This is a genomic window from Gordonia namibiensis NBRC 108229 (assembly GCF_000298235.1).
GTDB lineage: Bacteria > Actinomycetota > Actinomycetes > Mycobacteriales > Mycobacteriaceae > Gordonia > Gordonia namibiensis.
The window spans coordinates 170325-192674 of record NZ_BAHE01000015.1 but is presented as its reverse complement, the minus strand read 5'-3'; the positions used below and the strand labels follow the sequence as shown (position 1 = coordinate 192674).

At 67.1% G+C, this 22350-nt stretch carries 22 protein-coding genes; 11 read left to right on the top strand and 11 right to left on the bottom strand.

Annotated features, from left to right (window positions below; genetic code table 11):
- Positions 1-21: 21 nt before the first annotated feature.
- On the bottom strand, positions 22-411 hold the full coding sequence (locus tag GONAM_RS10215; RefSeq protein ID WP_006866689.1) for an SHOCT domain-containing protein: 390 nt from the start codon (positions 409-411) through the stop codon (positions 22-24).
- 215 nt (positions 412-626) lie between these two features.
- On the opposite strand from GONAM_RS10215, the gene GONAM_RS10210 reads away from it, so the two are divergent.
- Entirely contained in the window at positions 627-1682 is a 1056-nt protein-coding gene (locus GONAM_RS10210) for an LLM class flavin-dependent oxidoreductase (RefSeq protein ID WP_006866688.1), read from the top strand.
- 6 nt (positions 1683-1688) lie between these two features.
- Here the strand turns inward: GONAM_RS10210 and egtD are convergent, their stop codons facing one another.
- Together egtD and egtB are read right to left on the bottom strand one after the other, a co-directional pair.
- Positions 1689-2624: an L-histidine N(alpha)-methyltransferase gene (egtD, locus tag GONAM_RS10205; RefSeq protein ID WP_006866687.1), complete on the bottom strand. Its 936-nt coding sequence runs from the start codon at positions 2622-2624 to the stop codon at positions 1689-1691.
- Complete coding sequence (egtB, locus tag GONAM_RS10200) at positions 2621-3922, bottom strand: ergothioneine biosynthesis protein EgtB (protein WP_006866686.1); 1302 nt, start codon at positions 3920-3922, stop codon at positions 2621-2623. Before egtB ends, egtD begins: the two co-directional genes overlap by 4 nt.
- Positions 3923-4102: 180 nt before the next feature.
- Between egtB and GONAM_RS10195 the strand changes: the two genes are divergently transcribed.
- Positions 4103-4852, top strand: coding sequence for a Clp protease N-terminal domain-containing protein (locus GONAM_RS10195; protein WP_006866685.1), 750 nt, complete (start codon positions 4103-4105; stop codon positions 4850-4852).
- Positions 4853-5020: 168 nt separating this feature from the next.
- Here GONAM_RS10195 and GONAM_RS10190 read toward each other — a convergent pair whose 3' ends face one another.
- Entirely contained in the window at positions 5021-5515 is a 495-nt protein-coding gene (locus tag GONAM_RS10190) for a DUF5709 domain-containing protein (RefSeq protein WP_006866684.1), read from the bottom strand.
- Between the two features lie 109 nt (positions 5516-5624).
- On the opposite strand from GONAM_RS10190, the gene GONAM_RS10185 reads away from it, so the two are divergent.
- The gene (locus GONAM_RS10185; protein ID WP_006866683.1) at positions 5625-6197 is read left to right on the top strand and encodes a hypothetical protein; all 573 of its coding nucleotides are present in this window, start codon (positions 5625-5627) and stop codon (positions 6195-6197) included.
- 131 nt (positions 6198-6328) lie between these two features.
- On the opposite strand, the gene GONAM_RS10180 is transcribed toward GONAM_RS10185, so the two are convergent.
- Positions 6329-6757 carry a DoxX family protein gene (locus tag GONAM_RS10180; protein ID WP_006866682.1) on the bottom strand — a complete coding sequence of 143 codons (429 nt, stop codon included), beginning with the start codon at positions 6755-6757 and terminating at the stop codon, positions 6329-6331.
- A 219-nt stretch (positions 6758-6976) separates the two neighbouring features.
- Between GONAM_RS10180 and GONAM_RS10175 the strand changes: the two genes are divergently transcribed.
- Both GONAM_RS10175 and GONAM_RS10170 read left to right on the top strand, forming a co-directional pair.
- Positions 6977-8344, top strand: a complete 1368-nt coding sequence (locus tag GONAM_RS10175) for a M1 family metallopeptidase (RefSeq protein ID WP_006866681.1) — start codon at positions 6977-6979, stop codon at positions 8342-8344.
- A gap of 8 nt (positions 8345-8352) precedes the next feature.
- Positions 8353-9639 carry a polysaccharide biosynthesis protein gene (locus GONAM_RS10170; protein ID WP_006866680.1) on the top strand — a complete coding sequence of 429 codons (1287 nt, stop codon included), beginning with the start codon at positions 8353-8355 and terminating at the stop codon, positions 9637-9639.
- A 227-nt stretch (positions 9640-9866) separates the two neighbouring features.
- Here the strand turns inward: GONAM_RS10170 and GONAM_RS10165 are convergent, their stop codons facing one another.
- On the bottom strand, positions 9867-10712 hold the full coding sequence (locus GONAM_RS10165) for a glycosyltransferase family 2 protein (RefSeq protein ID WP_006866679.1): 846 nt from the start codon (positions 10710-10712) through the stop codon (positions 9867-9869).
- Between the two features lie 66 nt (positions 10713-10778).
- Here GONAM_RS10165 and ppgS point away from each other — a divergent pair, with 66 nt between their 5' ends.
- Both ppgS and GONAM_RS10155 read left to right on the top strand, forming a co-directional pair.
- Positions 10779-11480: a polyprenyl-phospho-N-acetylgalactosaminyl synthase PpgS gene (ppgS, locus tag GONAM_RS10160; protein ID WP_006866678.1), complete on the top strand. Its 702-nt coding sequence runs from the start codon at positions 10779-10781 to the stop codon at positions 11478-11480.
- 7 nt (positions 11481-11487) lie between these two features.
- The gene (locus tag GONAM_RS10155; protein ID WP_006866677.1) at positions 11488-11841 is read left to right on the top strand and encodes a DUF2304 domain-containing protein; all 354 of its coding nucleotides are present in this window, start codon (positions 11488-11490) and stop codon (positions 11839-11841) included.
- A 179-nt stretch (positions 11842-12020) separates the two neighbouring features.
- On the opposite strand, the gene GONAM_RS10150 is transcribed toward GONAM_RS10155, so the two are convergent.
- Together GONAM_RS10150 and rfbA are read right to left on the bottom strand one after the other, a co-directional pair.
- Positions 12021-12641, bottom strand: coding sequence for a dTDP-4-dehydrorhamnose 3,5-epimerase family protein (locus tag GONAM_RS10150; protein WP_006866676.1), 621 nt, complete (start codon positions 12639-12641; stop codon positions 12021-12023).
- A 28-nt stretch (positions 12642-12669) separates the two neighbouring features.
- A complete protein-coding gene (gene rfbA / locus GONAM_RS10145; protein ID WP_006866675.1) occupies positions 12670-13545 on the bottom strand; it encodes a glucose-1-phosphate thymidylyltransferase RfbA in 876 nt (291 codons plus the stop codon).
- A gap of 97 nt (positions 13546-13642) precedes the next feature.
- Here rfbA and rfbB point away from each other — a divergent pair, with 97 nt between their 5' ends.
- Positions 13643-14647: a dTDP-glucose 4,6-dehydratase gene (rfbB, locus tag GONAM_RS10140; protein ID WP_006866674.1), complete on the top strand. Its 1005-nt coding sequence runs from the start codon at positions 13643-13645 to the stop codon at positions 14645-14647.
- Here rfbB and GONAM_RS10135 read toward each other — a convergent pair.
- Entirely contained in the window at positions 14640-15206 is a 567-nt protein-coding gene (locus tag GONAM_RS10135) for a TetR/AcrR family transcriptional regulator (RefSeq protein WP_006866673.1), read from the bottom strand. The two genes, rfbB and GONAM_RS10135, sit on opposite strands and share 8 nt — an antisense overlap.
- A 99-nt stretch (positions 15207-15305) precedes the next feature.
- On the opposite strand from GONAM_RS10135, the gene GONAM_RS10130 reads away from it, so the two are divergent.
- Entirely contained in the window at positions 15306-16202 is an 897-nt protein-coding gene (locus GONAM_RS10130; RefSeq protein ID WP_006866672.1) for an SDR family oxidoreductase, read from the top strand.
- Positions 16203-16307: 105 nt separating this feature from the next.
- The gene (gene galE, locus GONAM_RS10125) at positions 16308-17327 is read left to right on the top strand and encodes a UDP-glucose 4-epimerase GalE (protein WP_006866671.1); all 1020 of its coding nucleotides are present in this window, start codon (positions 16308-16310) and stop codon (positions 17325-17327) included.
- A 4-nt stretch (positions 17328-17331) separates the two neighbouring features.
- Here galE and GONAM_RS10120 read toward each other — a convergent pair whose 3' ends face one another.
- On the bottom strand, positions 17332-18168 hold the full coding sequence (locus GONAM_RS10120; protein ID WP_006866670.1) for an MBL fold metallo-hydrolase: 837 nt from the start codon (positions 18166-18168) through the stop codon (positions 17332-17334).
- Between the two features lie 202 nt (positions 18169-18370).
- Between GONAM_RS10120 and GONAM_RS10115 the strand changes: the two genes are divergently transcribed.
- Complete coding sequence (locus tag GONAM_RS10115; RefSeq protein WP_006866669.1) at positions 18371-19957, top strand: HNH endonuclease signature motif containing protein; 1587 nt, start codon at positions 18371-18373, stop codon at positions 19955-19957.
- A gap of 242 nt (positions 19958-20199) precedes the next feature.
- Here GONAM_RS10115 and GONAM_RS10110 read toward each other — a convergent pair whose 3' ends face one another.
- A complete protein-coding gene (locus tag GONAM_RS10110; protein ID WP_006866668.1) occupies positions 20200-22317 on the bottom strand; it encodes a DUF6541 family protein in 2118 nt (705 codons plus the stop codon).
- Between the last annotated feature and the right edge of the window lie 33 nt (positions 22318-22350).

Below are 22350 nucleotides of genomic sequence, written 5' to 3'. Positions count from 1 at the left end.
GTGTGACGACCGTACCGTGACTCAGGCCGCTCCGCCGAGAGCCTTCGACTTCAGGTGCTCGAACTCTTCGGGCGTGATGGCACCTGAGTCCAGGAGAGCCTTCGCCTCGGTGATCTGCTGGGTCGGAGAGGTTCCCGCGACCGACTTGATGTACTCGTCGGAGGCCTGCTTGGCCTCGGTGTAGGCCTCGCGCTGACGCTCGGCCATGCCCTTGCCCTTGGCCAGGAGGTACACGATGGCGGTGAGGTACGGGAAGATGATCAGGAAGACCACCCAGACGGCCTTCTGCCAGCCCGACGCCTTCTTGTCACGGAACAGGTCGGTGATGATGTGCCACAGGACGATCAGGTACGCCACGAACGCGAAGATGACGATGGTGTACCAGATGAAATCCCAGAATGAGTCCCACATGAAGGTCTCCTCTTTCTAGAAGAAAAGGACCACTTCACAATGGTCCCCTGACGGATAGAAGCATGGCACAGCAATACCCTCGGTACTGCTCTGTCAGGCCAAAGTGGCCGTGAGAACTATTAGCACGACGTAGCGGCACACCATTTGTCGCATATGAGAATGTGTCCCATAACCGGTTCCGGCTCGCAACAGAACCGGACGAACAGAGAGACGCAATGGAATCACATACGGCCGGCCACGAACTCGAATTGGGCTTGGACACCTTCGGTGACATCACCGCCGCCCCCGACGGCACCCCGCTCTCCGACGCGCAGACACTGCGCGATGTGCTCGACCAGGCGATCCTGGCCGACAAGGTCGGCGTCGACTTCCTCGGTGTCGGCGAACATCACCGCGCCGACTACTCGGTGTCCGCACCCGAGGTCGTCCTCGGCGCCGTCGCCGCACGCACGAGTCGGATGCGCCTGGGTTCGGCCGTCACGGTCCTGAGCTCCGACGACCCGATCCGTGTGTTCCAGCGGTTCTCGACCGTCGACGCGCTCTCCTCGGGCCGCGCCGAGGTGATCCTCGGCCGCGGCTCGTTCACCGAGTCGTTCCCCCTCTTCGGCTACGACCTCGCCGACTACGAAGAGCTGTTCGCCGACAAGCTCGCACTCTTCGCCGAACTGCGTACCGGCAAGCCGGTCGACTGGTCGGGCTCGACACGCGGCCCGTTGCGCGCTCAGCCCGTGTTCCCGCAGCTCGAGAACCCTCCGTTGCCCACGTGGATCGCCGTGGGCGGCAGCCCCGAATCCGTGGTGCGCGCAGCGTCGTACGGACTCCCGCTGATGCTGGCCATCATCGGCGGCGACCCCCTCCGCTTCCGCCCCTACGTCGACCTCTATCACCGCGCTCTCACCGACCTGGAGAAGGACCCCCTGCCGGTCGGTGTCCACTGTCCGGGCCACATCGCCGACACCGACGAGCAGGCACGCGAGGAGTTGTGGCCGCACTACCGAGGCTATGTGGCACGGATCGGGCGCGAACGAGGGTGGCCACCGCCCAGCCGCTTCGACTTCGAGCGGTCCACCGGGCCCGACGGCGCGCTGTTCGTCGGATCGCCGGAGACCGTAGCCCGCAAGATCGTCTCGACGGCGAAGGGTCTCGGCCTGAGTCGCTTCGACATGAAGTACTCCCACGGCACCCTGGGGCACGCGCAGCTGATGCGCAGCGTCGAGCTCTACGGTACGAAGGTCATCCCGCGGGTGCGGGAGCTCCTCGCCGAGGGGTGAGCGGCCTCAGCGCCGGCTGAGCGTGAGCGCGAAATCCCCGGCGGGGTCGGTCCACACGGTGACCACCCGCAGTCCGGCGGATTCGAGTTCGTCGCGCAGCGCATCGGGCTCGAACTTGGTGCTGATCTCGGTGTGGATCTCGGTACCGGCGGGAAGCCGCCACGCCCGGCCCAGGACCTCGAAGTACGCGTCGATGTCCCGACGGGCACGGAGCCACATCTCGATGCGGTGTTCGCTCGGGTTCCACCGCGCGATGTGTTCGAAGTCGTCGGCGTACAGGCCGCGGGCGTCGAGCCCGGTCCGCAGCACCTCGATGAGGTTGCGGTTGAAATCGGCTGTCACACCGGCCTTGTCGTCGTAGGCGGCGACGAGTCGGCCGGTGTCCTTGACGAGGTCGGTGCCGAGCAGGAAGAAGTCGCCGGGCGAGAGCGCTTTCGCCAGTCCCTGGTAGAACGCCCGCCGCGCGTCGGGGTCGAAGTTCCCGATGGTGCCGCCGAGGAACACGGCGAGGCGAGGGCCGTCGGCGTCGGGCAGACGTAGATCGGGTTCGGTGAAGTCCGCGACCACCGGGACGACGTCGATACCCGGGTAGTCGGCGGACAACACATCGGCCGTGGTCGTGAGCATCTCGGTGCTGACATCGACCGGCACGTAGGTGAACCGCTCGGCGTCGGGTGTGGCGGCGCTGAAGGCGTCGAGCAACAACCGGGTCTTGGTAGAGGTGCCCGAACCCAGTTCGACCATCACCTGGGCCTGTGTGGCAGCGGCGATCTCGGCCGAACGCGTGCGCAGGATCGCGGTCTCCCGGCGCGTCGGGTAGTACTCGGGCAGCCGGGTGATCTCGTCGAAGAGCTTGCTCCCGCGCTCGTCGTAGAGCCACTTGGTGGGCAGCGTCGGCGGGTCCTGCCACAACCCGGAAAGCGCGTCCGCGGCAAGAGTCATCGGGCGAGCCGCAGTCCCGAGAACACCCACCGCGACGCGGCGGGGAAGAAGTTGCGATAGGTGATCCGCTCGTGGCCGACCGGAGTCACCGCGCTCGCGCCGCGCAACACGTGCTGGTCGGACATGAACTTGCCGTTGTATTCGCCCACCGCCCCGTTCGCCGGGACGAATCCCGGGTAGGGCAGATACGCACTGGCCGTCCACTCCCAGACGTCACCGACCATCGCCGAACCGGCTCGGCCCGGATGGCAGCGGTCGGGGTCGAGGAGCTGTCCACGCGCGTCGCCGAGTGTTCCCGCGGCGACCTCCCACTCGAATTCGGTGGGGAGGCGTGCGCCGGCCCAACGCGCATAGGCGTCGGCCTCGTAGAACGACACGTGGGTCACCGGCTCATCGGGCACGACGGGCCGGCGTCCGGACAGTGTGAAGGTCGTCCACCCGCCGTCCTCTTCGCGCCAGTAACCCGGTGCACGCCAGTCTCTTCCGTTGACCGTGGCCCATCCGTCGGAGAGCCAGAATTCGTGACGTCGGTATCCGTCGTCGGCCATGAATTCGAGCCAGTCGGCGTTGGTTACGAGGCGGTCGGACACCGCGAAGTCCTCGAGATAGACACGGTGCCGTGGCCCCTCGTTGTCGTAGGCGAATCCACTTCCGACAGCACCGATCTCGTGGACACCACCGGTGAACTCGCGCCATCGGATCGGCGCGACCTCCCCGGGCGCGTCCGGTTCGCGGTCGACGTAGACCGGCCCGAACGCGTGCGTCGAGAACAGGTGCTTGATGTCCATGAGCAGCAGTTCCTGGTGCTGCTGTTCGTGATTGCAGCCGAGTTCGACGAGGCCGAGCGCGGCGTCGTCGAGTCGGCCGGACTCGAGGGCCGCGACCATCGCCGCGTCGACGTGTTCGCGATACCGCGTCACGTCGCGCACGCCCGGCCGGGTCACGAGACCGCGATCGGGACGCGGGTGTCGTTCTCCCACGGTCTCGTAATAGCTGTTGAACAGGTACCGGAACGTCTCGTCGTAGACCGCGTAGTCCGGGTCCCGGCGGAGAATGAACTCCTCGAAGAACCAGGTGACATGCGCCCGATGCCATTTCGCGGGACTGGCCTCGGTCATCGACTGCGGCGTCTGGTCCTCCGGCGAGAGTCGGTCGGCGAGAGCGTCTGTCTGCGACCGCACGTCGAGGAAGCGACGGACGGTGTCGGAACCGCCCGCGACCACTCCCGGGCGCTCGGCATCCGGGGCGCCCGCATCTGATCGCGAGTCGGGACGGACAGTGGGTTCGGTGATGCTCACTGGAAAGCCTCCCGTGGCAAACGAAAGAGTGTGCGGCGGCGTCTTCGGCGGATCTCCGCATCCATCGTCACGACGGTTTCCGTCGCTGTCAACGATGGTCAGCCTTGCATCCGACCCCCGGACGATCCGATCGTCAACCGAGGGTTGACGACAGAGTTCCCGTCAACCTACGGTTGACGCATGGCAAAGAACTCCGTTCCCGTCCGTCTCGACGACCTGATCGCTGCGATCCGCAAGGTGCACGACGACCCACTCGACCAACTGTCCGACGCAGTCCTCGCTGCCGCTCACCTCGACGAGGTCGCCGACAGCCTGATCGGCCACTTCGTCGACCAGGCCCGCCGATCCGGCGCGTCGTGGACGGCGATCGGAACCAGCATGGGGGTCAGCAAACAGGCAGCTCAGAAGCGGTTCGTCGACCGGGTGTCGGCCGCAGGCGATGCCGCGGGCGGACCGGCCGACGAGTCGAACCCGTTCTCGCGGTTCACGCCCCGCGCAGCGAACGTCCTGATGGCCGCCAACGCTGCGGCGGCCGCGGATCGGGCGGAGTTCGTGACCCCCGGGCACGTGGCCGCGGCGATGACGGACGATCCGCAGGCCCTGGTCTTCGTGGTGCTGCGGGAGTTCGGGGTCGACGCCGAGGCGTTCGCACAGGCCGTGACACCGCTCGTCCCGGCGTCGCGAGACGTCCCGGAATCAGAGGCGTCGACCGTTGTGCCCTACGACGACGCGGCCAAGGCGGTCCTCGAGGCAACCGTCGGCGCCGCCGTCGATCTCGGACACAACTACGTCGGCACCGAACACCTGCTGCTCGGACTGTTCGCCGACAACTCGGTGGCCGAGGCACTCACGGGCCTGGGGCTCGACAAGACCGCGATCCGCGACAAGATCGTCGACACTCTCGCGCAGTTCGCCACGTCGGCCGAGTAGGCCCGAGGGGCCACCCGAGGGCCCCCCAACCCGCCGGCCGAGTAGGCCCGAGGGGCCACCCGAGGCCCCCAACCCGCCGGCCGAGTAGGCCCGAGGGGCCACCCGAGGCCCCCAACCCGCCGGCCGAGTAGGCCCGAGGGGCCACCCGAGGGCCGTATCGAGGTCCCCCTACTCCTGATCGGAGATGTAGTGCACCGCGGCCTCTTCGGCCGAGGCGCCCGCGCCGTCGATGCCCGCGTCGGCAGCGATGACCTCGGATTCGGTGTCGATACCCGAGCCCTCGTCCGGCGCGATCAGCCGACCGGCCCGTCGGTCACCGACCTCGTCGTCCTCGTCGAACTCGTCGCTCCGGTCGGAATCGTGTGCGCGCCAGTCTTTCTTGGCATGCTCGTCGGCGGTGATCTCGTCGAGCGGATCGACCGCACCCACATCGGGCTCCTCCTCGGCCAGTCGCTCGTCGAGGCTCTCGCCCTCGCGTTGCTCCTGGGCGGTCAACCCGTGGACAGCGCCCTTGGGCCGGTAGTCGGGCGGTGAATAACCTTCGTCGAGGACGTCGTCGACTCCGCGGTCGACCAGGGTGTCCTCCGGCTGGAGCTGATCGTCCTCGTCGAGGCTGTATTCGCCGTCGGAGCCTTCGGGGGTGCTGCCGATGTCGTCCTTCATCCTTGCCACGATGCCAGCCTGTCGAGGCCTGTGCCAAGGATCGGCACGGGTTGTCCCAGTTCGGTCAATACGCCGGTGACCGCCCGCGAAATCGACCAGAATGACGAAGATGATCGAGGAATTGCAGGTCGAGGCCGAAGCTCTCCTCTCCGCGGGCGAATACGAGCATGCGCTCGCCGCATTCTCCGTCCTCCGCGAGGTCAGGGCACGACGCGAGGGACCATACTCGACGAAGTATCTGTCCAATCTGCACGACTGCGTCCGGTGCATGTCTCACCTGCAGTTGTGGACCGACGCCAACTACCTCTGCAGCGAGCTGCACGGCAAGTACGTGCGCACCCACGGTCGCGGGGAGGCCGACACCGTCGACGTCGCCAAGCACTGGGCCTGGGCGCTCGTGAACCTGCACGACTATCCGCCGGCCGTCCGCCTCTACCTGATGACCGCCGACGCCTGCTGGGACATCGATCCCGGTCAGGCACAGCGCCTTCTCGGTGCCGCGGTGATCCACCGGCACGACACCGATCCCCTGGAGATCCTCACCCCTGGTGAGATCGACGGAGTTGGCCTGCACCATGCCGACGAGGAACGCACCGTGATCGCGCGCCTGGTGGCCCAGCTCGCCGACAACGACACCGCATCGCAGAGTTCGGCCACCATCGACGGCCTCGCGTTCGCCTGACAACCCCGCCCGACCCAGCCCCGCCGCTCCGACGGGAATCGCCACCTCCACGCCGGCTGCGTCGGCGGAACCGGCGCCGCCGTGCGGAGGTGGCGACCCTGCTCGTCTCGAGCTTCGCCTACCGCCGAGCCTCAGACCACGTCGGTTCGACGCCGCCGTCGCATGATGTAGCTGTCCGCGGCTACACGTCCCGCCGAGGTGAAACCGACCGCCAGGAGACCGGCGATCAGTGCCAGCGGCCATTCGTATCCGCTGTCGGCGTTCCAGAATCCCGCATCCCAGTGCACGAACACGATCGCGCCGATCATGTCCGCGATCAGCAACGTGGCCACGATGGGCAGCAACAGGCCCAGGATCAGCAGGATGCCGCCGACCAGTTCCACCCAGGTCGCGTAGTACGCGGCGAGATCGGGATACGGCACGTCCATGCCGGCCGGACCGAAGGCCACCTTCGTGGCATCCATCCCCTGCGTCACCAGCTTCTGCCAGCCGTGGGCGATGAAGATGATGCCGAGTATCAGTCGCGCGAGAAACTGCGCGACACTGCCGAATCCGCTCATAACCCTGCTCCTCGCATCGTCGGGCGGGCCCGGATCCCCGCCGCCAGGTACTCTCACAGTGTCCGCGACGACATCACCTCGTCGCGGGTGTTACGCCGAAATCGAGTCATCAAACGCAACCGCGTCGTGACCCAAAACGCACCGTACCGGCACCCCGGGGGCCACGGCACCCGACCGCCGGCGAACATGCCATACGGCAGAACGGAGTAGGAGTCGAGAGTGCCGGGAAAGTCTGGCCTGGGGTCGCGAGGGAACACCGGGCAGCCCGTCCTGGGCGCGCCGTCGGACGTCCTCGATCCGTACCTGCCGGACAACGGCAATCTCGGCTTCCGGATCTCCCGCTACGACCTCGAACTCGAGTACAAGGTCGCGAGCAATCGCCTCGACGGCACCGCTGTCCTGACCGCGACGTCGTTGCGGGAACTCAAGCGCTTCACCCTCGATCTCGCGGGCTCGATGTCCGTGCAGCGGGTCTCGGTCAACGCCAAGCGCGCCCGCTACAGCCATCGCCGCAACAAACTCACCATCACGCCGGACACCCCGGTGCCGCCGGGCGGCGCGATGACGATCACCGTCCGCTATCACGGCAGCCCGCGTCCCATCCGTGGCCCGTGGGGCGAGGTGGGCTGGGAGGAACTGACCGACGGTTCGCTGTGCGCCAACCAGCCCAACGGCGCGGCGTCGTGGTTCCCGTGCGACGACCATCCGAGTGCCAAAGCGCCCTACCGGATCTCGATCACCACCGACAGCCCCTACCACGCGCTCGCCAACGGCGTGCTGGAGTCCAAGAGGGTCCGCGCCGCGCAGACCACCTGGGTCTATGAGCAGGTGGAGCCGATGCCCACCTACCTGGCGTCGATCCAGATCGGTCAGTACAAGCAGATCTCGTTGGCCGACAAGCCCTTTCCGGTGACGGGGCTCATCCCGTCCCGCCTCGAAGAGAACTTCGGGATCGATTTCGGCCCGCAGATGGACATGATCTCGGCGTTCATCGAGATGTTCGGGCCCTATCCGTTCCCGCAGTACACCGTCGTCGTCACCGACGACGAACTCGAAATCCCCATCGAGGCACAGAGTTTCTCGACCTTCGGCGCCAATCACTGCGACGGCAGCCGCGACGCCGACCGCCTCATCGCCCACGAGTTGGCCCATCAGTGGTTCGGCAACTCGGTGACCGCCTCACGCTGGCGAGACATCTGGCTGCACGAGGGATTCGCCTGCTACGCCGAATGGTTGTGGAGCCAGCGGTCCGGCGGCCGAAGCGCCGACGAGTGGGCCCGCCACTACTACGAGAAGCTCGACGCCGAGCCGGTGAAGGTGCCCCTCGCCGATCCCACCCCGCGCAAGATGTTCGACGACTGGGTCTACAAGCGCGGCGCACTGACGCTGCACGCCCTGCGCCTGCGGATCGGTGACGGTGACTTCTTCGCACTGCTGCGCCGGTGGACCGAGAAGTACCGCTACGGGTCGGTGACCACCGAGGACTTCATGTCGCTCGCCGCCAACCACTCGTCGATGCCGCTCAAGGACCTGTGGGACGCCTGGCTGTTCACCCCCGAGCTGCCGCCGTTCCCCACCCCGTCCTGAGGCATCCCGTGACGACGGACAGGCCGGCACCGACGCCGGACACCCCTTCCGGTGCGGCCGGGGGAACCGACACCGACGCGCGGTCCCTGGGACGCGTCACGATCGCGACGCTCATCGCCGCCGCATCGGGCTATCTGGTGCTGCTGCTGGCCGCACGACATCTCGGCGCGATCGGATACGGCGTCTTCGCGGTGTTCTGGGCGGCCTACGGCCTCGTCACCGGTGCACAGAACGGTCAGCTGCAGGAGACGACGCGTGCCGTGCGCGCGACCTCCGACGGCACCGTCCGGTCGCGACCGATACTCGTGAACGTCGGGATCGGGGTTGGTCTGGCCGCTCTCGTGGCCGCGACCTCGCCGCTGTGGAGCGGTGAGGTCTTCACCGACGAGCGCTGGCTGTCGGTGGCCCTGCTGGCCGTCGGCGTGGCGAGCTTCGCGGTGTACGCGCACCTGTGCGGCGCACTGTCCGGGATGCTGAGCTGGTCGTCGTTCGCGGTGTTGCTGTCTGTCGACGCGCTGATCCGTCTGGCCGGTGCCGTCATCGCGGTGGCCGCCGGCTTGGGCACCACGGCCTTCCTGATCATCACCGTCATCGGTTCCGTGTCGTGGTGTCTGCTGCTGCTCGGTTCGTCGGCGGCCCGGCGTGCGGTCGGGGTCGGAGGCGACGTGCCACCGCGCCGTCTCACTGCCAACACCTTGACCGCGATGGCCGCCGCCGCGGCAAGTGCCGTCCTCGTGATGGGCTTCCCGGTGCTGATCAACCTGACCGCCAACCTGCGCGGCACCCCCGACGCCGATGAGGCGCGGCTCATCGGCGCACTGATCTTGGCGGTGACACTCACCCGCGCGCCGCTGCTGGTGCCGCTCAACAGCTTCCAGGGCGTGCTGATCTCACGGTTCGTCGACCGACGGGACCGTCGGATCGCCGCGCTGATAGCTCCGCTGGGCATCGTCGGCGTGATTGGCGGGGTCGGGATCGTGGCCGCGTGGGCCGTCGGGCCGTGGCTGTTGCGATCGATCTTCGGCGCCGACTTCGACCTCGACGGCTACGTCGTTGCCCTCCTCACCGCCGGTGCCACGTGCCTGGCCCTGCTGACCGTCACCGGCGCCGCCGCGATCGCCGCGGGCGCCCACCGTTGGTACGCGGCTGGATGGTGGGTCGCCACGCTCGTCGCCGTCGGCATGCTGCTGATCCCGGCCGACGTCGAGGTCCGCACCTGCGTCGCCCTCGTCGTCGGTCCTCTCGTCGGCCTCGGCGTGCACGTGGTCGGGGTGCTGCGGCGACCGGCGGCCTGAGAGCTACGCAAGCGACGCGCCACCCCGCCCTCCGAGACCCGAGGAGCCACCCTCGTCCTCCGAAATCCGAGGAGCCACCCCTCGCTGTCTGAGGTGCGAGGAGCGCAAGCGACGAGCCTCGAAGACCTGGTGAGACGGCGTCGGGAGCCCTTCGAGGCTCGCTGCGCTCGCACCTCAGGGAGCAGTGGGCCGCTGCGCTCGCTTCTCAGGGAGCAGATGGGTGAGGTCTATCCGCGGCTGAACCGGCCGACCTGCGCACCCACCCGCGCCTGCAGATGATTCAACCGCGACGTCGCATGCAGCCGGGCCGCCCGCGCCGCCTTGGGCCAGCCGCGTTCGGCGCACCGCTGCGCCTCCTCCGCGAAGAAACGGTTCTCCTCGTCGAAGCGCCGTCCGTCGACGGCCTGCACCGAGCTCACCGATGCGCTGTGGCGGCGGTAGGAGAAGACGACCTCGGGGTCGTAGACGAGTGAGCCGTCAGCGGCGGCGAGGTCGATGAGGAGCGCGAGGTCGAGGACGATCTCCAGCCCCGGCCGGAAACCCACTTCGCGTACCGGGGCGGTCCGCCACAGCAACGACGGGAAGTAGGTCCAGTTGCCGTGATAGAGGCTGGTGGCAAGGCGTTCGCCGGACAGCACGGTCGCGCGGGAGGGGGCCAGCACGTTCTTCATGCGGTCCCCCAGGGGGCGCACCGTCCGGCCGTTCTCGTCGATGACGTCGACGCCGGGCGCGATGACCGAGGCCTCCGGGTGGTGCTCGGTCAGGGTGCGGACCGTAGCCAGGTAGTCGGCGTGCATCACGTCGTCGCACCCCATGACGACGAACCAGTCGGCGGTCACGAGCTCGACGCATCGTCGGAAGTTGCCGTTGACGCCGAGGTTGGTCTTGTTGCGCACGTAGCGGACGCGCGCGTCGTTCAGCGAGGTGAGCCATTCGCGGGGTGTGGGGTCGGGATAGCAGTCGTCGACCACCACGAGCCGCAGATCCGGGTCACTCTGGTCGAGGACACTGGTCACCGCCTCGCGGAACTGCGCGACGTCGCCGTAGAAGGGCATCATCACGTCGATCGGCACCCGACAAGACTAGCCGGGCGTGCCGGGCGCTGAGCGCCGCGACCGGCCGGGATAGGGTTGTTCACCATGGCCGAACCCATCACCAATGCCGACGTGTGGCTGGTGGTACCCGTCTTCAACGAGGGTCAGGTGATCCGGGAGGTCGCGGCCAAGGCACGCGAGACCTTCCCCAACATCGTCTGTGTCGACGACGGTTCGTCGGACAACTCGGCCGAGGAGATCAAGGCGGCCGGGGTCCACCTGGTGCGTCATCCGGTGAACCTCGGGCAGGGCGCCGCGATCCAGACCGGCGTCGAGTACGCGCGCAAGCAGCCCGGCGCACGCTTCTTCGTCACCTTCGACGCCGACGGCCAGCATCAGGTCGACGACGTGTCGGCGATGGTCGCCCGCCTGCGCACCGAACCGGTCGACATCATCGTCGGCACCCGCTTCGCCGAGGGACGCAGCGAGTCCGTCCCACTGTTGCGTCGGATGGCATTGCGCACCATCGTCTTCCTGAGCCCGCGCACGCGTCGGCTCGGACTGTCCGACGCGCACAACGGACTTCGCGTCTTCAACAAGAAGGTCGCCGACGATCTCGACCTCCTCATGAGCGGCATGAGTCATGCGTCGGAGTTCATCGCGCTCATCGACCACCACAACTGGCGGGTCGCCGAGCAACCGGTGACGATCCTCTACACCGAATACTCGCGCGCGAAGGGACAGTCGCTGATAAACGGGGTCAACATCGTCGCCGACGGCCTGTTCCACACCCGGATGAGGAAGTGAGGACTCCATGATCTGGTTCCAGATCCTCGCGATCATCGGACTGCTCGCGCTCGTCGGCTTCTTCGTCGTCAACCGTGGCACGGCTCGCTCGTCGGCCGGGGTGAAGATCCTGTTCGTCGCCTTCGTGGGCTTCGGTCTCTACGCGATGCTGCGCCAGGACGACGTCACCTGGGTGGCCAACAAGATCGGCATCCAGCGCGGCCTCGACCTCGTGCTGTTCCTGCTGGTCATCGCATTCGCGTTCACCACGGTGTCGACGTACCTCCGGTTCCGCGATCTCGAGGTGAAGTACGCCCGCCTCGCCCGCGCCATCGCGTTGCAGAACGCCGAGAAGCCGGAGAACCGCCCCCCTGCTGCCTGAGGTGCGAGGAGCGCAAGCGACGCTACCCCCTGCTGCCTGAGGTGCGAGGAGCGCAAGCGACGCTACCCCCCTGCTGCCTGAGGTGTGAGGAGCGCAAGCGACGAGCCACGAAGGCCTGGTGAGGCGGCATCGGCAGCCTTTTGCTGCGCTCGCTGCGCTCGCACCTCAGAAAGCCGGGATCATTCCGCGGCGAGCCCCTGCAGGAACGACATCACGTCTTCGTAGTCCGGCAGCAGCCCGGACTCGCGCGCCTCGGTGAGACCGGGTGCGGCGGTGTCCTTCTCGGACAGTTCGTATTCCAGCGGCGATCCGTCGCGGGCCTGCGTCGGCCATTCGATGCCGAGCTCGGGGTCGAGCGGGTTGATGCCGTGCTCACCCGACGGGTTGTAACCGGTGGAGCAGAGGTAGGTGACGGTCGAGTTGTCGGCCAGGGCGCAGAAGGCGTGGCCGAGCCCCTCCGACAGGTAGACCGCACGTCGGTCGATATCGTCGAGCAGGACGGTGTCGTAGGTGCCGAAGGTCGGGGACCCGACGCGGATGTCGACGATGACGTCGAGGATCGCCCCCGACGCGCACGTGACGTACTTCGCCTGTCCCGGAGGCACATCGGCGAAGTGCACACCGCGCAGCACACCCGCCGCGGACACCGACAAGTTGACTTGGGCGAGGTCGAAGCGATGCCCGATGACCTCGGCGAGCAGGTCACCTTTGAACGCCTCGGCGAACAGGCCGCGTGCGTCGCCGTGCTGGACCGGGGTGAGTTCCCACGCGCCGTCGATCGTGAGCGGTCGCACCTTCATGGATGAGCCTTTCGCATCGGATGTGTACTCAAAACCCCTTGCCTCGCTGGAGGAGTTCGAGCAGGTAGTCGCCGTAGCCGGACTTGCGCAGCTTCTCCGCGCGGGATCGGAGCCCGTCGTCGTCGAGAAAGCCCCGCCGCCAGGCGATCTCCTCGGGGCACGCGATCTTGAGGCCTTGCCGCTGTTCGACGGTGCGCACGAAGTTGCCGGCGTCGAGGAGGCTGTCGAAGGTACCGGTGTCGAGCCAGGCGGTGCCCCGAGGAAGAACCGTCACCGACAGTTTGCCGCGTTCGAGGTAGTGGGCGTTGATGTCGGTGATCTCGTATTCGCCACGGGCGCTGGGCTTCAACCCGCGGGCGATCTCGACCACGTCATTGTCGTAGAAGTACAGTCCGGGCACCGCGAAGTTAGACTTCGGTTGTGCCGGCTTCTCTTCCAGCGAGATCGCGGTCCCGTCGGCATCGAAGTCGACGACACCATAGGCCTCCGGATTCGACACCCAGTACGCGAACACCGCACCGCCGTCGACGTTCTCGAAGCCCTGCAACTGGCTACCGAGGCCGGGGCCGTAGAAGATGTTGTCGCCCAAGACGAGTGCGACCGATTCGTCGCCGATGTGGTCGGCGCCGAGGGTGAACGCCTGGGCGAGGCCGTCGGGCGAGGGCTGGGTCTTGTAGGTGAGGTTGATGCCGAACTGGTCACCGTTGCCGAGCAACCCCTGGAAGGCCGGGGCGTCGTGCGGGGTGGTGATGATCAGGATGTCGCGGATACCGGCGAGCATCAGCGTGGAGAGCGGGTAGTAGATCATCGGCTTGTCGTAGACCGGGACGAGCTGCTTGCTCACACCCTGCGTGATCGGGTGCAGGCGCGTGCCCGTGCCACCGGCCAGAATGATCCCTCGCATGCGCCTCAGCCTAGTGCCCGACGATCCAGCTCACCGAGTCCACACCGGCCGCCTCGGTAGAGTGACGTCCACGAATGCCTCAGGCGGAAGGAACGACGTGCGTGTTCTCGTGACCGGTGGTGCCGGTTTCATCGGCGCCAACTTCGTGCTGCGCACCCTGGCCACCCGCCCTGACGTGACGATCCGGGTGCTGGACAAACTCACCTACGCCGCAAACCCCGAGACCCTGGCTCCGGTCGCCGACCGCGTCGAGCTCATCGAAGGCGACATCGCCGACGCCGCGCTCGCCCACAAGCTGGTCGGCGAGAGCGATCTGGTGGTGCACTTCGCCGCCGAATCCCACAACGACAACTCCCTGGCCGACCCGTCGGCGTTCGTGCAGACCAACCTGGTCGGCACCTACACGCTGCTCGAGGCCGTGCGCGCTCATCAGGTGCGCTACCACCACATCAGCACCGACGAGGTCTACGGCGACCTCGACCTCGACGACCCGGCCCGCTTCACCGAGCACACCGCCTACAACCCCTCGAGCCCCTACTCCTCGACCAAAGCCGGCTCCGACCTGCTCGTGCGCGCCTGGGTGCGGTCCTTCGGGGTGGCCGCGACGATCTCCAACTGCTCGAACAACTACGGCCCGTATCAGCACATCGAGAAGTTCATCCCCCGCCAGATCACCAACGTGCTCTCCGGGGTGCGTCCCAAGCTCTATGGCGACGGCCGCAACGTGCGCGACTGGATCCACGTCGACGACCACAACGACGCGGTGTGGACCATCATCGACAAAGGCCAGATCGGCGAAACCTATCTGATCGGCGCCGACGGCGAGGTCGACAACCGCACCGTCGTCGAAACCATCCTCGAACTCCAAGGTCAGCCCAAAGACGCGTTCGACTTCGTCACCGACCGACCCGGCCACGACCGCCGCTACGCCATCGACTCCACTCGCCTACGCACCGAACTCGGCTGGACCCCGCAGTACGTCGACTTCCGCGCCGGCCTGGCCGCGACCATCGACTGGTACCGCGACAACACCGGTTGGTGGCAGCCCGCCAAGGACGCCGTCGAACAGAAATACGCCGTCACCGAGAAAGTGGTCAGGTAGCGGGTTCGCCGACCTGGGCACCCAGCTCCGAACGCACCTTCTGGACACTCCCGGCGAAATCCGAGTCCGGGTCGTCGGCGATCCATCGGGCAAAGCTGATCTTGAACACCGCGACACCCGCCTCTGCAGAAACGGTCGCGGTGAGTTCGGGGACGCCGCGCGCGCGTAGAGCGTCCGCGATGGCGGCGGCCAGGCGATTCAGTTTCAACAGCTCCCGCTCGAGAAGACCGGGGTTCGCCGAGATCACCGCGTCTCGGCGACGTGCATGGACGCGGTCGAACAAGACGCCGGCGTCGCCGATCGCGGCACAGACGGCGTCGAGTGGCGCGACGTCGACCGGCGCGGCCTCGATCGCGGCGATCACCTGGGTCTGAAGCGCGTCCGTCCTGTCGAACAACACTTCTCGCTTGTCGGTGAAGTGCCGGAAGAAGGTGCGTTCGGTGACGCCGGCCCGTTTCGCGATCTCGAGGGCCGTCGTCCGCTCGAAACCGCCTTCGGCGAAGAGTTCCAGCGCTGCGTCGATCATGCGTCCCCGCGCGTCCGGTTCCCAGCGAGCCATTGCTGAAGCATATCGATGTCAGTTACTGACATCAGGTGCTATGGTGATGTCAGTTTCTGACATCACCTGATGTCGGACCTCGAGACAGGAGGCCTCACCATGCGTGTTTTCGTCACCGGCGCATCCGGTTGGATCGGATCAGCGGTTGTCCCCGAATTGCTCGACGCCGGTCACGAGGTGGTCGGCCTCGCCCGTTCGCGTGAAGCCGCCGCGGCCCTCCACGACAAGGGTGTCGAGGTGCACCGCGGCGACCTCGACGATCTGGAGAGTCTGCGAAAGGGAGCCGACGCCGCCGACGGCGTCGTCCACCTCGCTTTCAAGCACGACTTCTCCGACTACGCCGGCGCCGGTCGCACCGAGCGGTCGGTCCTGGAGACGCTGTGCGAGACGATGGCCGGTTCCGACCGTCCCCTGCTGTTCGCCTCGGGTGTCGCCGGCATCCGACCGGGACATGTCGTGACGGAAAACGACTCCCACTCGATGCGTGGTCCCGATGCGCCCCGCGGCGGTGGCGAAGAACTCGCCTTCGGTTACACCGAGAAAGGTGTCCGCCCTGTTGCCCTGCGGTTCTCCACCACCGTGCACGGAGTCGGGGACCACGGATTCATCTCTACGATCATCGAGGCGGCTCGGGAGACCGGGGTGTCCGGGTACGTGGGCGACGGCTCCAACAGATGGCCTGCTGTGCATGTTCGGGACGCCGCGCGGATGACCCGGCTGGCACTCGAGAAGGCGCCACCCGGATCGGTGATGCACGCCGTCGGCGAGGAAGGGATCGCCACCCGTGAGATCGCCGAGGTGATCGGTCACGAGCTCGATATCCCGAGCCGCTCGGTCGACCCAGATGAGGCACTGTCGCACTTCGGCTGGGTGGGTTCGTTCTTCGCTCTCGACACACCGGCCTCGAGCTCCCTCACCCAGCAGTCACTCAACTGGACGCCCGTCGAGCCCGGCCTGATCGAGGATCTGAGCGCCGGGCACTACTTCCGCCGATAGTCAGACGGACCTCCCGACCAGCACAGGACCCCAGGGCTACCGATCTCCTGCTGACAAGCGGGGCACGTTTGGCGTTCTCCCAGGTCCGGCGCCTACGGTGGTCACATGCGCGTACTCGTCAGCGGCGGCGCGGGCTACATCGGCTCGCACACCGTGATCCAGTTGGTCTCCGCCGGCCATGATGTCGTCATCGTCGACGACTTCAGCAACGCCAAGCCCACCGTGGTCGGTCGACTCGAGGCGTTGAGCGGCCGTTCCATCCCGGTGCACGCCTTCGACCTCGCCGACGTCGACAAGACCGAGCACTTCTTCGCCCACGAGGACGTCGATGCGGTCATCCACTTCGCCGGGTACAAGGCGGTCGGCGAATCGGTGGCCAAGCCGCTGGACTACTACCAGAACAACCTCGGCACGACGTTCTCGCTGCTGCGGGCGATGGAACGCCACGACGTGCACACGCTGGTGTTCTCGTCGTCGGCGACCGTCTACGGAGCCGACCCCGAGCTGCCGATGACCGAGGACCTCCCGACGTCGGCCACCAACCCGTACGGTTGGACGAAGGTGATGATCGAGCAGGTGCTGCGCGACGTCGCGGCCAGTTCCGACGCCTGGCGGATCGCCGCGCTGCGCTACTTCAACCCGGTGGGCGCGCACCCGAGCGGTCAGATCGGTGAGGACCCGTCGGGTATCCCGAACAACCTCATGCCGTTCGTCGCGCAGGTCGCAGTGGGCCGGCGCGCGAAGCTGTCGGTTTTCGGCGACGACTACGACACCCCCGACGGCACCGGCGTCCGCGACTACATCCACGTCGACGACCTCGCCGCCGGGCACGTTGCCGCACTCGACCGCATCAGCACCGGCGACACCGGCATGTCGACGTGGAACCTCGGCACCGGGCAGGGTGTCTCGGTCCTCGAGGTCGTCCACGCCTTCGAGAAGGCCAGCGGCAAGCCGATTCCCTATGAGATCGCACCCCGTCGGCCCGGCGACATCGCCGCGTCGTACGCTGACCCCACTCGCGCGAACGCAGACCTGAACTGGCACGCCACCAAGACGATTGACGACATGTGCGTCGACACGTGGCGCTGGCAGTCGGAAAACCCGACCGGTTACCCCGACGCCTGAACCGTCATCGAGTGGCGAACGGATCGTCGGGATCGACGATCTCGTCGCTGGCCCAACCGATGTAGCGCCGGGCTGACGATTCGACGACCTCACGCGCGTTCTCGTCGACGACGACGCCGAAAGCGTCGTACAACCGGTCGAAGGACAGTGCCGTGACCCGGCCGACGATCTGACGAACGAGCCTCGGCGACAACGGGATCATGTTCGGGTAGCTCCGCATGAACGTCACCATGCCCGGTTGCGCGACACCTTTGATGGTGTCGCCGGTCAGCAGCGCTCCCCGACCGTCCGCGGCGTGCGGCAGGTGCAGCACTGCGCTGCCCGGGAAGTGCCCGCCGCACTGGACGAGTCGAACATCGCCGAGGACCTCTGCCTCACCCGACCAGAACTTCGCGACCGGGTCGGGTCGGGTCAGCCATCGGCGATCGACGTCGTTGTAGAAGACCGGCACCCCGCCGAAATGGTGGCTGATGGACACACTGGCGCCGTAGAGGTGCGGGTGACTGGCTGCGATTGCGTTGACACCGCCGTGTAGGTCCAACCAGTCCATGAGGGCCGGGCCGATGAAACCTGATGGCTCCCAGAGGATGTTGCCCTCCGGGGTGGTCACCAGGAATCCCTGCTGACCGATACCGACCGACGGTCTCAGCGACAACCGGACGAGGCCGGGCTCAACCTCCGTGACGTCGAGAGCGTTGTCGGCGTTCTCGTCGAGCCGGGTCCACTGCTGCCCGCTCGTAGGCAACCATTGGCGGTCGTCGTCACAGATCGGACAGACCTCGGGAAGGTCCGCGTCGGGGGCGAACTCGTTTGCGCAGAAAACACACATCCACGACTGCATACTTCGACGCTAACCCCCGTCCCCGTCATCGGGCGCGAGTTTTGGCCGGATATGGCCCGTCGGATCGAGGCGAACCCGCACTCTACCAGTACCTACCGACAGAATTACTCGACGAAACCTTCGTCGACAATCGTTGCAGTGCTTGGGTTTCGGGCGTACTATCGAACATACATTCGCACTATCGGTTCAGGGGGTGGCCGCCATGTCCGACACATCGCTGGGCAATCCGGACGCCGCTGAACCGTCCGGCGCCGTCGCTGTCATCGACCAGATCCATTCCCTCATCGACGAGCTGCAGACGATGAACCTCGCCGGATGCTCGCACAACGAACTCGTCGATGTCGCCGCCGAGACCGAACGGGCAATTGCCCGAATGACTTTCGCCGGCGACAGACAGATCGTCGAGATCGCCGACCGCGATCTGCCCCACAAGACCGGGCATCGCAGTATCACCGCGTTCATGACCCACCGCCTACGCGTGGCCGACCCCATGCGCCGCACCAAACAACGCCACGCAACCGCCACCCACCTCAGCCCCACCGGCGAACCACTCGAACCCGAACACCCCGCTCTGGCAGAAGCATTGGCAGACGGCCACGTCAGCACCTCCCACGTCCGGGCAGTACTCGACGTCCTCGACCAGATCCCCCACGCCGTCGACCACGACGTGAAGGTCGCCGCCGAACGACAGATGGCCGAGATCGCCGTCGACCACACCCCCGCCGACATCACCGCCCTCGGCGCACGCCTACTCGCCCACCTCGACCCCGACGGCACACTCGCCGACGACACCGACCGCAAACGCCGCCGCAACCTGTCGGTCCACCGCCAACGCGCCGACGGCACCGCCAAAATGACCGCCAACCTCACCCCCGAACTGCTCGCCCGGATCACCATGCTGCTCGCCGTGTGGGCCACACCCGGCATGAACAACCCCGACGACCCCAACTCCCCACACGGATCGATCGAAGACGCCGACCCCGACACGGTCGCTGCTGCGGCCGAACGTGACGACCGCACCCCCGCCCAACTCAATCACGACGCGTTCAACGCCCTGCTCAAAGCTGTCTTCGACGACGGGCTCCTGGGTAAGAGTCACCGCGGGTTACCGACCCAACTGATCATCAAAGCCGACCTCACCGACCTGGTCCGCGAAGCCGGGTTCGCCACCACCGCCACCGGCACCCTCATCCCCATCCCCGACCTCATCGACATGGCCGCCAATGCCCAACCCTGGCTGGCGGTATTCAAAGACGCCACCGCCGTCCCGCTGTACTTCGGACGCGGCAAACGCCTCGCCACCCGCGAACAACGCCTCGTCTCCTTCGCCCGACCCGACGGTGAAAGCTGCTCCACCCCAGGCTGCGGCCTCGCCGCCGCACACGTGGAAATGCATCACGCCCAACTCGACTGGGCCGACGGCGGCCTCACCGACATCACCGACCTCACCCCCGCCTGCCCAAAACACAACCGCATGGTCGGAAAACAGGCAGGACAGTTCACCACCCGCATGGTGCGCGAAGGACCCGACGAAGGCCGCTGCGCCTGGCGACTCAACGCCAAACCCGGCGCACCACCCAACCCCGAACGCATCAACCGGCGACCCGACATACCCCGCCGATTCGCCCAACACCTCCAACAAGTGCGCACCGAAATCCACGGACCCGACACCGAGTCCGGCAATGAAACACGCCTACAGATGCGTGAAGTCATCGACCTCCGCAACGCCTCCGACGCCGAAGCCACCCTCGCCTCGCTACTCCTCGCCGCGGCGTACCCGCGCGGCTGACACAGCGAGCTTCGAAGGGCCGGTGAACCGGCCGTCGTGAAGGTCGAATGGTCCGCTCCCTGAGGAGCGCCCGGATCCCCGACTGCCGAACCTCAACTCGACCGGCAGACGTCGATCGAAGTCTGCCGGTCGGGTTGACGTCGACCGGTAGTCAGGTGGGCGACGGAGTCTCACCAGGGGCTCGTCGGCTTCGATACGCTCCTCCGTCGCCACTCAGCCCAGCGACCAATGCTCCTCGCACCTCAGGGAACAGGGCCCGGGACGGGCGGGACGCCCTCGGCCGGAGCACTTTCGGCGGGTGGGGGCGGCGGGTAGACCAGGTCGTTGACGCGGTAGACGACGGCCTCGCCCTGGCGGAAGACCTCGGTCAGTCCGGGAGCGCCGTTTTCGCGCAGTTCGAGGAACGGGTCGCCCTGGTGGCCGTTTGCCGGGTCGGGCCGGCCGCGCTGGAACTCCCAGTAGCTCATCGGGGAGTCGATCACGTAGTGCACGTTCATGTCCCGGACGATCTGGTCGATCGCGGGGTCGGCGCCGATCTTCGCGACGCCCCAGAAGAGGTCGCGCTGCCGGTCGGAGAATTCGTTGGCCCGGTAGAACGGGAACATCGGGGTGACGCCGGTGACCGGGTACAACCAGCCGGTGCCCTGATCGAGGTTGTTCAGGACGAGCACGTCCTGCGCATCAGGCTGCGATGCCAGCCAGGCGTAGGCGGCGAGGTCGTCGGGGCCGACGTACTTGCCGCCGCGTTCCTTCGAGGCGATCTGTGCGTTCGGCGGGTAGCGGACAACTGCGGCGCCGGCGATCAGCGCGAGCAGCACCACGTAGGTCGCCGCGACCAGCCAACCTGCGCGTGCGGTGCCCTTGGCAGACTTCTCGTCGGACTGACCGAACCGCCGCCCGAGGACGCCGATCAACGCGACCACCGCCACGCCGATCGCGACACCCGCGGCCGCTGCCGAGAAGATCGCGACGACGAAGGTGAGTCGGTGCGGCGAGTTGTAGAAGTAGCCGCCGATCGCGCCGAGCGGGTAGGACAGCGGACCCAGCGACACCACCGAGTTGGTCGTCACCAGCGCGAAGACCAACCAGACGGCGAGTCCCGCCCAGCAGCGCAGCCAGGCCAGCACGCCGAGACCGAGAACCGTCACGGTGATCAGCGGCCAGATCGGGAAGTGGTTGAGCTCCAGCGGGATCGTGCCGTTGAACGCGCCCTGCGCCAGGCCGCGCAGAACCCCGATTCCTTCCTCGCGGAAGTCGAAGAACGGGAGTTCGTTGGTGTCGGCGACCCGAATCGTGCCGATCACCACGGGGAAGATGAGGATCATCGTGAGCACGGCGGTGACGGCGAGTGTCGCGAGATCGGCGAGACGACTCGTCGCCGGACGCCACAGTCCCTCGCACAGCCACCACAGTCCGACGATGACACCGACGAGGATCAGGCCGGAAGGATGCGTTGCCGTCACGCCTGCCACGGCCAGGGCCGCGGGCGCCACCCGCGATCGGTCCCGGACGACGCTGAGAACCAGGACCGCCGCGACCGGAGCCAGGCTCACGCCGACGGCGTTGGGCACCGAGGTCAGCTGCACCTCGACGTACGGGAGCGACGGGAACAGCGCGGAGACAGCGGCGGCGGTGCCCGCGATGAGCGCAGAATTGTCGACGTCGTAGCGATGACGGGCGAACCAGTAGGCCAACGACGCCACACCCAGCGGGACCGTGACAGCCAGCACCGCAGGCGAATACGTGTTGTAGAGCTCGACGGGGTTCGCGCCGGTCAGCGGGAACAGCAAGGCGCCCAGTGCGTGCCACGTGTTCGGGTAGTAGTTGAACCCCTGGGTGTCGTAGTTCATCAGCTCACCCATGCGCATGGCCGAACCGACACCCGTCTCGTCGATCCACCGCAGGGAACTGGCGTGCCACAACGAGTCCCACACCTGCGAGATGTTGTTCAGGCCCGCGAAGGCGGTCTTGGCCACCGGTCGGATGCAGGTGATTGCGATGATGAGTCCACCGAGTCCGAGACCTGCCGCCGCGCGCAGGATCGCGGTGCGCCCGACGCGTAGCTCACCGGTGTCCGCCGGTGCCGGCGCGAGGCGACGCCCGATTCCGGTGCCGAGCAGGCGCGAGTACAGCCAGGCACCGACGAGCGCCAGGACCAGCCCGACGAGCGCCGAGACCGCGTTCCATTCGAAGCCGACCGCCGAGTACAGGACGGTGAGGATGGAGACCAGGGCGAAGGTGATGGCGGGTCCGGCCGCGAACGCCACCGGCCACGGCAGGTTCATCCGCCGACCCACGAAGGCGCCCGGGAGAATCAGGACCAGCGCGGACACGATCACCACCCACGCAGCCAGCACCATCACCCCGCGCCTTTCCACACTCGCTCGTCACAC